At 41.9% G+C, this 14,397-nt stretch carries 11 protein-coding genes; 5 read left to right on the forward strand and 6 right to left on the reverse strand.

Annotated features, from left to right (window positions below):
* Positions 1-63 precede the first annotated feature (63 nt).
* The gene (locus ABF638_RS04910; RefSeq protein ID WP_435020742.1) at positions 64-1,992 is read right to left on the reverse strand and encodes an alpha-amylase family glycosyl hydrolase; all 1,929 of its coding nucleotides are present in this window, start codon (positions 1,990-1,992) and stop codon (positions 64-66) included.
* A gap of 1,142 nt (positions 1,993-3,134) precedes the next feature.
* Here ABF638_RS04910 and ABF638_RS04915 point away from each other — a divergent pair.
* The 3 genes from ABF638_RS04915 to ABF638_RS04925 all read left to right on the forward strand — a co-directional run bounded on the left by ABF638_RS04915 (position 3,135) and on the right by ABF638_RS04925 (position 6,966).
* Entirely contained in the window at positions 3,135-4,187 is a 1,053-nt protein-coding gene (locus ABF638_RS04915; RefSeq protein ID WP_435020744.1) for a hypothetical protein, read from the forward strand.
* Positions 4,188-4,541: 354 nt separating this feature from the next.
* The gene (locus ABF638_RS04920; RefSeq protein WP_435020746.1) at positions 4,542-6,380 is read left to right on the forward strand and encodes a protein kinase domain-containing protein; all 1,839 of its coding nucleotides are present in this window, start codon (positions 4,542-4,544) and stop codon (positions 6,378-6,380) included.
* A 367-nt stretch (positions 6,381-6,747) separates the two neighbouring features.
* Positions 6,748-6,966: a hypothetical protein gene (locus ABF638_RS04925; protein WP_435020748.1), complete on the forward strand. Its 219-nt coding sequence runs from the start codon at positions 6,748-6,750 to the stop codon at positions 6,964-6,966.
* Between the two features lie 63 nt (positions 6,967-7,029).
* Here ABF638_RS04925 and ribD read toward each other — a convergent pair whose 3' ends face one another.
* The 4 genes from ribD to ABF638_RS04945 form a co-directional block, all read right to left on the reverse strand.
* Entirely contained in the window at positions 7,030-8,244 is a 1,215-nt protein-coding gene (gene ribD / locus ABF638_RS04930; RefSeq protein ID WP_435020750.1) for a bifunctional diaminohydroxyphosphoribosylaminopyrimidine deaminase/5-amino-6-(5-phosphoribosylamino)uracil reductase RibD, read from the reverse strand.
* A gap of 253 nt (positions 8,245-8,497) precedes the next feature.
* Positions 8,498-9,271 carry an SDR family oxidoreductase gene (locus tag ABF638_RS04935; RefSeq protein WP_435020752.1) on the reverse strand — a complete coding sequence of 258 codons (774 nt, stop codon included), beginning with the start codon at positions 9,269-9,271 and terminating at the stop codon, positions 8,498-8,500.
* Between the two features lie 440 nt (positions 9,272-9,711).
* Positions 9,712-10,197 carry a hypothetical protein gene (locus ABF638_RS04940; protein WP_435020754.1) on the reverse strand — a complete coding sequence of 162 codons (486 nt, stop codon included), beginning with the start codon at positions 10,195-10,197 and terminating at the stop codon, positions 9,712-9,714.
* Between the two features lie 254 nt (positions 10,198-10,451).
* Complete coding sequence (locus tag ABF638_RS04945; RefSeq protein ID WP_435020756.1) at positions 10,452-11,291, reverse strand: nuclear transport factor 2 family protein; 840 nt, start codon at positions 11,289-11,291, stop codon at positions 10,452-10,454.
* Between the two features lie 84 nt (positions 11,292-11,375).
* On the opposite strand from ABF638_RS04945, the gene murG reads away from it, so the two are divergent.
* Both murG and ABF638_RS04955 read left to right on the forward strand, forming a co-directional pair.
* Positions 11,376-12,449, forward strand: a complete 1,074-nt coding sequence (gene murG / locus ABF638_RS04950) for an undecaprenyldiphospho-muramoylpentapeptide beta-N-acetylglucosaminyltransferase (RefSeq protein WP_435020758.1) — start codon at positions 11,376-11,378, stop codon at positions 12,447-12,449.
* Between the two features lie 38 nt (positions 12,450-12,487).
* On the forward strand, positions 12,488-13,813 hold the full coding sequence (locus tag ABF638_RS04955) for a hypothetical protein (RefSeq protein ID WP_435020760.1): 1,326 nt from the start codon (positions 12,488-12,490) through the stop codon (positions 13,811-13,813).
* 51 nt (positions 13,814-13,864) lie between these two features.
* Here the strand turns inward: ABF638_RS04955 and ABF638_RS04960 are convergent, their stop codons facing one another.
* A complete protein-coding gene (locus ABF638_RS04960) occupies positions 13,865-14,227 on the reverse strand; it encodes a VOC family protein (RefSeq protein WP_069073015.1) in 363 nt (120 codons plus the stop codon).
* Between the last annotated feature and the right edge of the window lie 170 nt (positions 14,228-14,397).

Below are 14,397 nucleotides of genomic sequence, written 5' to 3' on the forward strand. Positions count from 1 at the left end.
GGTCTTTTGTAGAGACGGCGATTTATCGCGTCTTTGTGATAAATTATCGAATCTTCTATATTTCTAGGATTCTCTTCCCGATGCCCAGGTATCACGCCATTTGACAGTGCCTTCTTTGGCAATCACCCAGCGACGATTTACCAGATTTTCGCGCAGAGGCGATCGCCCTTCCCGCCACATGGCATATTTATAAGCAATCAGCTTACCAGCACTCTCATCAAAGGGAATCTCGGCAGACCAGGTATTCGAGTTGATGTACTCTAAAGGATATGCTTTGCTGATATCCCAGTTACCCAACTCTGGGCAATCTCCTGTCACCACAATGATTTCACCGGGTTGAGTATCTACGCCATTGAGTTGGATGCGGACAATTGTCTGTGCTTTAATCCGTTCGCCAACGTGGCTGAAAACAAGCACTCCCCGTTCCTCTAATACCAGGTTATAAATCTTGCCGTCTTTCACTTCATACTTATTGCGAGTCACCACGCAAGTATGTTCTCCATCGGGTAATTCCGTTTCTACTTCTGGGAGAGTAACTTCTCCTCCTCGGTTTAAAGCTACAAAACACAGAGAGTCACGATAGCGGCGTACATAACAGTAAATATCAGGTGTTAAGTATTTTTGCCAGTGGCTACCCATTGATACAGCTGGATTCAGTCGCCGTAAGCCAGACAGCAGCCTGACACAACGATAAATCTCACTTTCGGTATCCCAATTTTCCATCATTGGGCGGTTATACGGGTCGTTACCGCCATCGGTGTCGTCATGCAAATACTGTTCTGTACCGTAGTAAATGCAGGGAATACCGCGACATGTCATGATTAAGGCGATCGCCACTTTCAACATCGCTGGATCGGGATTCAGCGATTGGAAGCGGCACATATCATGGTTATCGATGAAGGTGATTAACTCTGTTGCCCCGTTATAGCGATAATCCTGGTCAAAAATGTATTGAATTGTTTGGAATCCCATTTCTGAACCTTGCCCTAGTGCGGCTCGAATTGCTACACACAGACCAAAGTCTAGAAGTGTCATACCTGAGTGGTTAACAAATTCTACGGAGCGATCGTCACTAGGATTACTGTAAATCCATTCACCAAAAATAAACACATCTGGTTTGTGATTGGTCATCTCGCCAGTGAATTCTTGCCAAAACCAAATCGGCATGTGCTTGACAGTATCCACTCGTAGTGCATCCACACCCCGATCTAGCCATTGTTTAATAGCTGACTTAATATACTCCCGATATTCTGTATTGTTTTCATTAAAAGTTGCTAGACCAGCTAGTTCACAATTCTGCACTTGCCAATCGTCTTCCCAGTTTTGCACTTCACCATAGTGGTGATACCAATGATTGACATCATCATTGAAGTCAGCAATTTTCACACCATCATCAAATAATTCCCCTTTGCTACCGCTGGTATCAGGGCTGCTATGGTTGCAGACAATATCTAGCACCAGCTTCATATTGCGCTTGTGTAGTTCTGTAATTAACCGATCAAAGGTCGTATTTTTTTCTTCTTGGGTAGCATTTAAAGAAGGATTCTCTCCATCGGCAATGTAGCGAGGATTAATCCGTTTAAAATCTTTTGTCCAATAGCCATGCATCGCGGCATTGCTAATAAATAATTCTTCTACTTGCTCGAATAGTGGAGTCAGCCAAATGGCTGTCACTCCCATGTTTTTAAGATAGTCTAATTTGTCGATGACACCTTGCAAGTCGCCACCCCAGTACTTACCCCAATCTTGTCTATTTGGATCATACAGTTCTGAGTTTACACCTTCGCTGTTATCTGGATCGCCATCATAAAAGCGATCTACCACAAGAAAATAAATAGTTTCCTGACGAAATTCAATATCTCTGGTGTAAAGAAACTCTAAGTCAATCTCAGTTTCTGAGGGTGGGCTTTCTATAATAGCTTCTACTTTTTCTTGTGCAGAATCAACTTTATATTGATCCGGTGAAAACTGGGATGGAGGGGTTTTTACCATAAAAAAACTCAAAATTTCATGTAATTCACAGTTGTAGAAACAACAGTACAACGTTTTGAGTATTGTGTGTCGCTACAAACTTCGGTATTGTGACATCCTGCCTACGGTGTAGGTATCTATCGCTAGCTAGTTTATAATTCTATCGGTAGACATAATTCATCTGCTAGAGGATAAAAACAAAGGAATATAGCAGTTATTAACAGTAATTGCTTGATAACAAAAATTTACAATATCTAGTTAAAGTGACTTGTGGTAAATATTGAGCCTAGCTTGATTTAAGTGTATATTCGACAACAGATTTTATAACATCTAAACTCCCAATACGTTTCGGTTAAAGGAGAAAGGGAAAAGAGGAAAGGTTTTGAATACATCCTTTCCCCCTTTCCCCAGACCACAAGGAAAGTGAAAAAGCTTATCCGAACCGTATTGCCTCAATTCCTTCTGTGTTGAAACCAGAATTTGTACTGCGAAGTCAACACCTGGTTAATAACCTGATGGAATGTAAACTTGATCAAGTTCACCCTGTCAATTACTACCATTTGAAAGACTCGATTAGCGCTCACTTGAATTACTATGAAATACCAGGCATCCTGGGGAGAGTAAGGACACCAAGGTTACTGCTTAGATTCAAGTTTTTACTAAAATATCGCGATCGCTTCCTGTATATCTCAAATCATCAGAGGGTAAGTCAGGAGTTTGTGGAGTGGATTACAGCAAAGCTTAATTGGCGCTGGAGATTAGCTGTCAACAAGGTTTCGTTAAACCTGAGCAATACCAAGTAAACCAGATATTAGCGAACTTTTTCTCTAGAAGATTTGCCAATACTACTCGCTTTGTGCATTTTGAACCCAAAGTTTGGTTTTGGGAAAGGGTTACTGGGTTTGGGTTAAAGGTTTTTAATTTCCCTTTTCCCCTTCCCCTTATCCCCAGAGGGGGCCCCACCTTCCCCTTTCCCCCTTAACCGACAAGTATTGAAAGATTTGCTTCATTGGTGAAGAGTGCTGAGTCAAAAAACCACCACGCCACTTGCTTATGGGGAAAACTCTCAAACCTTACTCAGCACTCAGCACTGAGTAAGGTAAACTGACCATTGTCACTTTCAATCTATTATTACTATCAACCAATTAATTTAGGTAGCAATTATGACCAAATATGACAAGGTTTTTAACTCACCAAAGACATCAAAAGAATCACTCAGTCCAGAAGAAGCGGTGGCGGCGATCGCAACTGTCACTGCGATCGCTGATTCATCCATTGAAGATGTAGATGCAGAAAGTTTAGCTGGTATCCTTTGGGAATTCGAGGTCTTTGAGGAATACTCAGAAGATGAAATCGCAGAAATAGTTGATAGACTCCTCGCCATTGCAGAAGAAGAGGGAATTGGGCCTTTGTTTAATGTCGCCAAAGTATCTCTTTCTGATGAATTAGTGCTGGATGGTTTTGCTGCTGGGGTAATCGTGCTTTTAGATGATGAACTCGCCATCCCCAAACCGAAACAAGCCTACCTCAAAAAGCTACAAGCAGCCTTGGAACTTGAGGATGAAGAAGCAGAGGAAATCATCAAGGAGGTAATTGCAGCCTTTCAAGAAGCAGAAGACGAAGAATATGCAGACGATGATGAAGATGAAACAGTGGTCATAGAGGATTTTACTGAACAGACATATCAATCTCCTTTAGGTAATTTTACTGTGCCGATTCCAGTTGATCCGCAGCAAGGCGGTAGAATTCAAAGCCAGGAAGGAGTAGTTGGCTTTTCTGATGACGTTGGTACTTTGCTAAGAATCGATTATTATCCTTTCCCTCTAGAACAGTTAGAGGAACTGGAGTCTGTTGGACAAGAAGAATATTTACAAACAATCTTAGTAGACAAGTATGTACCCCAAGCGATTTTTGTCAATGTACCAGATGCTTCGGTGGAGTATACCGAATATCTGGAAAATACTTTGCGAGGCGCTTACTATGTGTTAATCGATATGCCCAAAGGTTCGACGATTTCTAAGCAAGAAAATAATGGAACTGCAATCAGATTAGATGCGTATCGGGGACTGCTCACCTTTATCAGTGGTGAATTTTTGTATATAGTTAGTAGTCAGCACAGTTTTCTCAACGGCGAAACTCCCGATTCTGTTGAAGAAGAAGCCGAAGACATCAAGGAGAGTATTTTAGAGTTTGTTGAAACTATAGAGTTCACTTAGTACAGCATTTCATTAATTTGTCGCAAATCAAATTTGGCAATACTCTGCATTTTTAATGCATTTATCTGCATTAAAAACGTTATGCTTGTACGCAAATGTCACCCCAAAAAAGGGTCAAAAATAGAAGAACATACTTTTAAAATCGGCGGTTATAACCCGCTTCTAGACAAGCAAAACCCACCTCCGTGGGTTTCAAACACTTAATTTTTTCTTAATTGGTATTGAAAACAGATGATGTCCTCAATTCAGTGTCTATAACTCATGTACATTTGGAAAGGGCGATGTCTGACGACAAGCCCGGAGAAAACAGAAAATCTCTGGCTTCGCACTGGGTATCTACACTTGTAATTTTTCATGACAATAACCCTGCTGAACAATCGCTATCAAATTATCCAGGTAATCGGCGCTGGTGGGTTTGGCGAAACCTTTCTAGCAGAAGATGTCCACATGCCTTCTCGCCGTCGCTGCGTGATTAAGCAACTAAAACCAATAACCAATAATGACCCGCAAACCTACCAACTGATCCAACAGCGGTTTGAACGGGAAGCAGCAACCTTGGAGTATTTGGGTGAAAGTAGTCACCAAATTCCGAAACTCTACGCCTACTTTTCTGAAAACGGGCAATTTTACCTTGTCCAAGAATGGATTCACGGTCAAACCCTGACAAAAATTATCGAAGCCAAAGGATTTGAGACTGAAACTGCTGTTCGGGAAATTCTCTTGAGTCTGCTTTGGGTCTTAGATTATGTTCACAGTAAAGGCATTATTCACCGGGATATCAAGCCAGATAACATTATTCTCCGTTCTGGGGATGGTAAGCCAGTTTTGATTGATTTTGGTGCAGTTAAAGAAACAATCCGTTCAGTGGTGAATTCTCCAGGACAGCCGACACGATCGCTTGTCATTGGTACGCCTGGATACATGCCTAGCGAACAAGCCGTTGGCCGCCCAGTTTACGCCACTGATATTTACAGCTTAGGCTTAACGGCGATTTATCTACTGACTGGCAAACACCCGCAAGAACTAATAACCGATCTGAAAACTGGGGAAATACTTTGGCAGCAACACGTCCCTAATGTCTCTTCCCAATTGGCGGAGGTACTCAATCAGGCAATTAAGCCTCATGCTGGCGATCGCTACAGCACTGCCAGTAAAATGCTACATGCCTTGCAATCTGGTAATAATATATCTCCTGAGTTAGCTGCAAATACTCCCACAGTCAGTTTTTCTCCCTCTGCTGCATCGACTCAACAAACCCAGGCATTGTATTCCCCACAAAAAAATTCTGTGATTCCAGGGTCTTCCACTCCTGGAAATTGGCAAAAACCTGCTGTGATTGTTGGTACTTTGCTGGTAGGCAGCTTGCTTGGTGCAGTCGCCATTTCTAGTATGACTCGTCAGCAACAACCAGAAACAACTATTGCGACAAGTCCCACGCGATCGCTAGAATCTTTGCCTACCGATCCGCCATCTCCCGAACCGTCTGTTTCTTCCCAAACTTCTCCAGTTCCAGTTGTACCCACTTCACCATCACGACAGCCAGTAATTCCCGATCCTTTGCCAATCTTTAATCCCCCAGTTGTATCTAAACCACAGCCAGAAAAAGAGCCTGTAACTTCAGATACACCACCAGCAGAAGTGCGTTCTACACCACAGCCAGAACCAGAAAATATTGTACCTCCCACACCAGAAGCACCTTCGCCACCACAGAAGAATGATGAGTCACCGAGTAAATTAGCTGCCACTAACAGCAGCCAAAGTGTTCCCGCATTTCCTACAGGTACATCAAGAAGCACGGTAGAAGCTACCCTCGGCAAACCAAATCAAGATTTAAGAGGCGCATGGGGCAAGACTCGTGCCGTTGTTTACAAACTAGTACCAAACAAAATTGACCTTGGCTACCTATTTGATCGTAATTCTAAAGTGCTGCGTCAAACGGAGGTATCTTTTGCCCAATCGGTAGATCCACAGCTAATGGAGGCTACCTTGAATGGAATGTTAAGTGGGCAAGCCACTGAAGAAATTAAGCAGGGACTCAAAAAGGTACAAAAGCGCCAGTCTGATAATTTTAGTTTTCAGAATGGCTCAGTTAAAGGTCAGATAATCCGCCAACAATGTGATTTTATTTACATCAGCATTTGGGATGAAGATTTACATGATTTTGTGAATCCATCTACAGGTAGAAGATGTTAATGTCCTGGGAAACACTGTTCTCAAAAGTTAGATTTTTGTATCCCTTAACACAGTTTTAGTATTCAATATAGTTCTTAAAAAACTGTCTTTATTGCTCTACAATCAAGACAGTTTCAGTCTTCACAATCACAAAAACCCAATTTTTAGAATTAGTGCATTTGTTTTCTAGGTTTTGCAACTAAACCCGTTCCCATTAACCATTCCCCATCTTCAAACTGAGTTTTAAATTCTTAATCTTCATAAAGTTATAAATATCATTATTAAGTTTTTAATAATACTTGTCTCAGCTTCTACATTCATGTCGTAAAGTGCGATTGGAATTGTGTAATCTGAAGACAGCAAAGCTAAATTATTCAATTGAGGTCTGATGACTCCTACAATTATGCGTCAGCTTTGGTCAGTGGTTGAAACTGCCCAAGCCAAGCTCCTCTTGCAACTGGATGATGCTAGCTTGGTGCAGTGGTTAGTGAAACAAACCGAAACGCAAGTGTTGTTAGATTCTAACGAAACTGATTTTCTGTGCAACTACATTCAATCTCGGCTAGCCCTTATACGTGATATGGCCCATGAACGTCAGTGTTCATGATGCCTACGGCGGGCTACGCCAACATAAAATCACGATGAATTGATTGATAGTCAAGTGTTATTACTATTGACTATTGGCTTTTTGGGGAAAATAACCTTCCACTAAGCAGTCAGAGCCGACTACACGCCAACGAACACGTTCTAGGGACAACGCCTCAGTCATGGTGGTAAAACCTAAATCGCCCACAGGTGTGGGAGCAATGCTACCACCAATGATTTTCGGGGCGATAAATGCTAGAACTTTTTGCACTGCTCCTTGAGCGATCGCACTAGCAGCTAAGGTACCACCACACTCCCACAACACGCTACAAAAACCCCGTTCATATAAGTACGCCATTGCCTTATCTGGTGTAAGTGACGTTAATTCCACCACTTCCACCCCCTGCTTGAGCAACAGTTTTTGGAAGTCGGGATTAGCACCCTCTTGTGTCAACACCAAAGTTGGAGCATCCACAGTTTGCCACAGATGGGCACTTTCCGGTAAGTTGAGATGGCGACTCATCACCACCCGCAGGGGATTATGTGCCTCCACCTGATGGCTGGTTAAGTAAGGATTATCTTGTCTGACTGTGTTACCACCGACAATTATGGCATCGCAACCCGCCCGCAACTGATGTACTTCATTGCGGGCCTCTTGGCTTGTCACCCAAGCACTATGACCAGAGGTAGTAGCAATTTTGCCATCTAAAGTCATGGCATATTTTAAAATTCCCAAAGGTCGTTTGTAGAGAATGCGATGGACAAAAGCTTCATTTAGTTGACGACAAGCTGACTCTTCTACTCCTACCAACACTTCGATCCCCGCCGCACGTAAACGGGCAATTCCACCTCCAGCTACCAGGGGATTGGGATCAACCATACCCACTACTACTTTTGCCACCCCTGCTTCGATCAATCCTTCCGAACAAGGGGGAGTACGTCCGTAGTGATTGCAAGGTTCGAGTGACACATAGATTGTTGCACCACGAGCGCGATCGCTTGCTGCTTTCAAAGCAAACACTTCTGCATGAGGCTCACCTGCGCGGGGATGAAACCCTTCGCCGACAATCTCGCCATCCTTGACAATCACCGCTCCCACTAGTGGATTCGGCGAAGTACGCCCTAAAGCACGGCGAGCAAGTTCCAAACACCGCAGCATCATGCGAGAGTCAAAGTCACTTCCTACCCTTTCCTTCGGTGGTGAATTCGATCCAACTGCTGACTCCACTAGATGTATATTTTCCTGAGTGTGATTTGGTAAAGATGCATCTGCTTGAGCGACCACTGGGAAATTATCCATAATTTTAAGCAATACTGTAAATATTCTGCACGCGATCGCCCAGCCTTTCCACAGGAGAATCGCGCTTTAATCCTGATATAAACAGTAATATTCAGCAGGAGTACGGGAAAGCGGAGCAGATGCTCTCTACGAAACGTTTTGCTATCGCCGCGTAGCAGCCGTAGCTGACAGGATCTTGCGACAAACTTTTGTCTCCGACACGCTACGCGATCGCAAAATCTAAAATCCAAAATGGTATGAGATGGGTTACTTACTATGTTCGCCGATTAACCAGGGTAGCGCTAGCTTGGTCAACAGGCATCAGCACAACTTCATTAATATTGACATGGGGCGATCGCGTCACGCAGAAAAATATCACATCAGCCACATCATCTGCTGCTAGAGGTGTAACTCCCTGGTAGACTTTGTTGGCGCGTTCAGTATCTCCGTGAAAGCGCACCTCGCTAAATTCTGTTTCTACCATACCAGGGTCAACGGAAGTTACACGTACCCGCGTTCCCAAAAGGTCTTGTTTTAAACCTTCAGAAATTGCTCTGACAGCAGCTTTGGTAGCACAGTAGACATTGCCACCGGGATAGGTTTGATGTCCGGCTATGGAACCTAAATTTACCACATGACCGCGATCGCGACTTACCATTCCAGGAATGACATAGCGGGAGAGGTAAAGTAAACCCTTAACGTTAGTATCAATCATGTCTTCCCAGTCTTGAAAGCTGGCTTCGTGTAACTTGTCTAAACCGCGACTTAGACCAGCATTGTTAATGAGAATGTCGATTTCAGACCAGGCGGGGGGTAGAGTAGCAATGGCTTCTTCTACAGCGCTGCGATCGCGCACATCTAACTGTAATAAATGAATTTCAGTACTAAAATCTTTATTGAGAGTATCTGCTAGCTGCTGCAAACGTTCCAGCCGTCGTGCGGCTAAAATCAGTTTTGCACCCGCACCAGCGAAGATTCTCGCACAAGCAGTACCAATACCACTACTTGCACCAGTAATCAAAATGATTTGATTTTGTAGGGAAGTCATTGTTACTCAATATTCAAGAGTCCAGTGTTAATTTAAATACAAAATTTAGCAATTTAGCAAGTTACTGAGTCCTATATTTGTTTTTTGGTGAGTTTAATCTTACCAACATAACTTCTTATATTTATCGAACATAATTCAGGAGTCAAGAGTCAGAATTCAGTTGGGTATTTTGACCGAAAAAGCGGTACTTCGCAGCACTAGCGAGTATTTTCGAGTCGCGTCTGAATAAGCGGCGTTTTTGCACCCCCAGCAAATCTACGATTGGGTGGTCTTGATTTTGATTCCTGAATTCTTCAATATATCTGCTTTAATATCTGTGAAACGTGGGTTTAAAAACAGTTATACAGACGTTGAGTTACAACGTCTGTATATCCAGATTCATCTCTCGATTCAGCAATACCCAATTATTGTATAACCTATAAAAAATTCCATTATATATTTTAAGGTGAAGTAACGCCTAATTGCATTCTTTTTAATCCTCCTTCACTTGTGCAGTCTTCCATTTCGCCAAGAAATTCTGGATAATATTCTGTATTTCTAATTAACCAGTCACCGCTACGGACTCTAGCATTATTCTGAAATTTACCAGATACCGATGATAGTTCATTTTTTTTAATTGAAAGAAAACTTTCTACTCTGCCTGAAATTCTTACATTACCATTACCATTATTTCTATTGATAATTTTAAATCCAGACATTTTCGTAATTGAAATACCTGGGTTTAAAGAGCAAGCAGAGCCACTTTGCATATTCGCAGCGATCAATAGTTTTTCACTAGTAATAAAAAACCTCATATTTTTACTTGTTGAATCTGAAACTTGAGCATTTGCAGGAAATGATGATATGGTGAGGCTTGCAAGAGCAATAGAAATGTTTAATAATCTTTTCATTGTCTTCAGCACAAGCTTCTTTTTCAGTTCTCTCATAATCATTGATGTAAGATTGATCGTTAGTCGTTTAGCAGCCTATTACTTAACAAGTTATAAAAGTTATGTTTTATAACCACTCTTCTAATATCCATAACTTTAACTGTTAGTACAATGGCAGAATCAACGATATGAACATCAAGATTTTATGAAGAGAAATGCTATGGCGGTTCTCAATTACATAGAATACATACCTAAAATCAAGATTTTTAGTACGCTAGGGGTAGCGTAGCGCACTAACTCCCAACTCCTAACTACTTCTTCACCACTTGCAGCCGTTGAGTTACCATCGTCATCCCATTACCTCGTAGAATGACGGCAGAAACCCATTGGCTACCAGGGGTAGATGGTGCTTGTCCAACTTTAAACAGTCCACCAGATGTTAGTAGTTGCAAATCCACAGATGTCGGGTTGAGAAATTTATCTGGTTTGATGGGTTCCTCTAGCGCTGTTCCTAGTAGAAAATCATCACCAAGTGGCTCTTGGACAATCGCATCAAAACTATACTTCTGACCAACTTGTACCTGTTGTGGTAATTTGATATCAATTTGGGGTGGCTTACTGCCAGAGGTAAGTAGGGTACGTTCCGACAAAATGTCTTGGCGGACGATTTTGCCGCCTTGAATGCGCTGACGCGATGTAATCGTGGCATTGAGAGCCAACTTATTACCGTTACCGGATGGTAAACCAGTTATCTTAGTTTCTGTTTCAGCAATAATTCCATTGCCTTCAGGTTTTGAAGATAACAGTTTCGTAGTGTATTGCAATTTGGGATATCGTTGCCAAAGTGAAGTCAAAGATTTTTCCATGCTTTGGAGGTTTAACCCATCCCCATGAGTGAAATTGGGGCTGTAAAATTGCAACACCCCTTTGACATCGCCTCGGCTGGCGGCAGCATCAACTTGTGTCAACAGATTGTTCAAATCGGCTGGTGCATTTTGGGGTGTAGTGGTTTGGGCTAATTGCGGTGGTGTAGTCGCTTGAGTGCGTTGCCAGCCACTTGTTAAACCAAGAGTTAGCAGGAACGTCACCAGCCAGATATTTGCTGGAAATCTGAGTTGGCGTCTCACTAAGGTGCTAATAATGTTAGTCATTGGTAAGAATTTACTGATTTGATTAGAGAAAGTAAGGAAATTGTTTTATCTTAGTTAAGCTAGACGCTAAACGGTAGAGGTTTGATGGCAAACGCACCGATACGATTATTAATAGCTGCCAGTGGGACTGGTGGACATTTGTTTCCAGCGATCGCACTGGCACAAAAACTGCCAGATTATCAAATAGAATGGCTGGGAGTACCCAATCGGCTCGAAACTCAACTTGTTCCTCAAGAGTATCCCTTGAATACTATTGCAGTTGAAGGGTTTCAGCAAGGGTTTGGACTCTCCTCGATTCGGATTTTGGCTAAACTCGCCCTTTCGATTCTAGAAGTTAGACGAATTCTCAAACAGGGAAATTTTCAAGGGGTGTTTACCACGGGAGGTTACATTGCCGGGCCAGCAGTGATTGCGGCGCGTTCTCTCGGTTTACCTGTGGTTTTCCACGAATCTAACGCCTTACCAGGTAAAGTCACTCGCTTTTTTGGCCCTTGGTGTAGTGCGGTAGCCTTGGGATTTGAAGTAGCTGCTAAGTATTTGCCCCGTGCTAAAAATGTCTGCGTTGGCACTCCCGTAAGAGGGCAATTTCTCGATGGGGCAATTGATGCACCACTGGATTTAGCTATTCCTGATGGTGTTCCTTTAATTGTCGTCTTTGGTGGTAGCCAAGGTGCAGTTGCGGTCAATAAGTTGGTGCGTGAATCTGCAAAAGCTTGGTTTGATGCTGGTGCTTACATAGTACATTTAACTGGCGATCGCGACGAGGAAGCAGATAGTCTCAAACATCCGCAGTACATAGCCTTACCTTTTTACAACAATATGGCGGCGTTGTTGCAACGAGCAACTCTTGCTATTAGTCGTTCTGGCGCGGGTAGCTTGACAGAATTGGCGGTGTGTGGAACACCCGCGATTTTGATTCCTTACCCCTTTGCCGCAGAAGACCATCAATCTTACAATGCAGACGTATTTACAAAAGCTGGGGCGGCCTTAACACTGAAGCAATCGGAGTTGACGACGGAAGCATTGCAAAGTAATGTGTTGAATTTGTTGCAGTCACCGGATGAGCTAGCAAAAATGGGGGAAAAAGCCAAAGCGATCGCAGTTCCCGATAGTGCCGAAAAATTGGCGCAATTAGTGCGTGAGGTGATAGAAACATAACCTTGATTATTTAGTATTAGAAATTTATTTTCCAAGTTATGAATATGTTATCCAGCCAAAAATTTCGCTTCACAGTAAGTTGTGCTGCCTTATTACTTGTCAGTTTGGCCAGTAGCCATCTATATACCCAAGCCCAAGAAGATCAGTCTTTTACTCAACAAGATAATTCTGCCCCACTTCGATCACAGATTTCCCTGACCTCAAATCAGCCTGCTGATTCACTTACCTCAAGATTTCAAAATCCTTTTGTTAGTCAACAAACATCTGATGAAATTATAGGTCAGGAAAAAACTTTTTCATCTCAGCAGGATTTGTTAGCAGCATCTGCACCCTATCCAGTTGTCGATGAATTCAAAAAATATAAATTTAGCATTAATGGCAGCCAGGTTGTTACTCCAGTCAAACTGCCAAGTAGTAAAGTTAACTTTAATCAAGGAGATTTATTAACCGTTCTCGTTAATACTAGAAAATATTTTCAAGATCATGGTTCAGAAGACCCAGATATTCTGCGTACAGGAATGCTTGCTACTCAAGGGGTGACTGTACCAGATGTTCTCAAAACTTTGGACTTCATGATTGTTGTTTTAAAGGAAGACATTGCTAATAATCGAGCGACTCGGTTACAAGATCCGAAGTTTATTAATAGCAATTTTAAAGTTATTAAATGGACTGCTTATAATCCAAAAAACAAAAAGCAAAAGCAATTACGAATTACCAAATATGCTGTTTTTACCCACACAGGTTCTCGCAAGAAAACCTCTACTTACAATACACCAATTTATAGCCTAAAAGAAAACTCAATTACTGATAAATTCTATACTAGATATACAAAACAGGATGTTTTATCTGGGATTTACGAACCAGGTGGTAAAGAATTTGGCAAAGTTCAAAGTCTCGCTTATCTAACCAGAACTGGCTTAGAAGAGGCGCTGATGCAAGGAACAGTTCTGATTAACTTTACAGATGGTTATAAGGCATTTTTTAATGTCGATAGAAATAATGGAATGTCTTATATTCGCGGATTGAAAGCAACAGCCCAAAAGCGATATTGGTATTTTAGAGAGGTTGATGCTATTAAAGGCTATGGATATAAAATAGATGCAAAAATCTCCATTAAACCAGGAGTAACCTTTGCTGGAGATGTGCTGAATATTGGTTTAGGTAAAGTGATTATTATTGAGCATACTAAAGGTGGTCGCAAACATCTGCAAATGGGAGTTATGGCTGATACAGGTGGAGCCTTTTTACCCAATCTTTATCAACTCGATTTTTTGGCAGGTATTTTTAAAAGTCAAAAAGAATTTAGCCAGAATATCAGCCAATTGCCTGAGTATGCTACAGCATATTTTTTAGTAAAGAAGTAATGCATTGAAAATTCGTAATACTCGTTTGTAGCAAGTATTACGAATTCGTAATTATTTGGTCAACAGTTCTAAGTTATGACCATTGGGATCATAGAAATAGAAGCCACGACCTTCCTTCCTATGGTTAATTTGTCCTTTATTCTGATGCATCGGGTCACTACTGTATTCAATACCCGCCTCTTTAATACGTGTAAAAATTGCATCAAATTCCTCATCGCTGACATGGAAGGCATAATGATGGGACTCGAATGTTTCAGCGTCAGCGAAGTCTAGCGTCAGCACATCATTAATATGTACAGCAGCAAAGTGACCAACGGGAACCTCGACCTCTAAGCCAAAAATTTTCGCAAAGAACCTTGCTGATGCTTCTTTGTCATGTGCGGGCACTATGGTGTGATTTAGAGTAATTGTCATGCACACCTCCCCTCCTAATTTTGGTAATAATCAACATCAACTCTTTATTCAGAGTTAATAACAATAATGTTCCTTTCTATTTTATCTTTTGGGCGCTAACACCAGAGACTTAAATAAGCAAAACTAATAAGTCGCATCAGGTTTACTGAAGTAAGAAAAGTTGATTAAAA

It is taken from the genome of Nostoc sp. CALU 1950, from assembly GCF_051172895.1.
GTDB lineage: Bacteria > Cyanobacteriota > Cyanobacteriia > Cyanobacteriales > Nostocaceae > Nostoc > Nostoc edaphicum_A.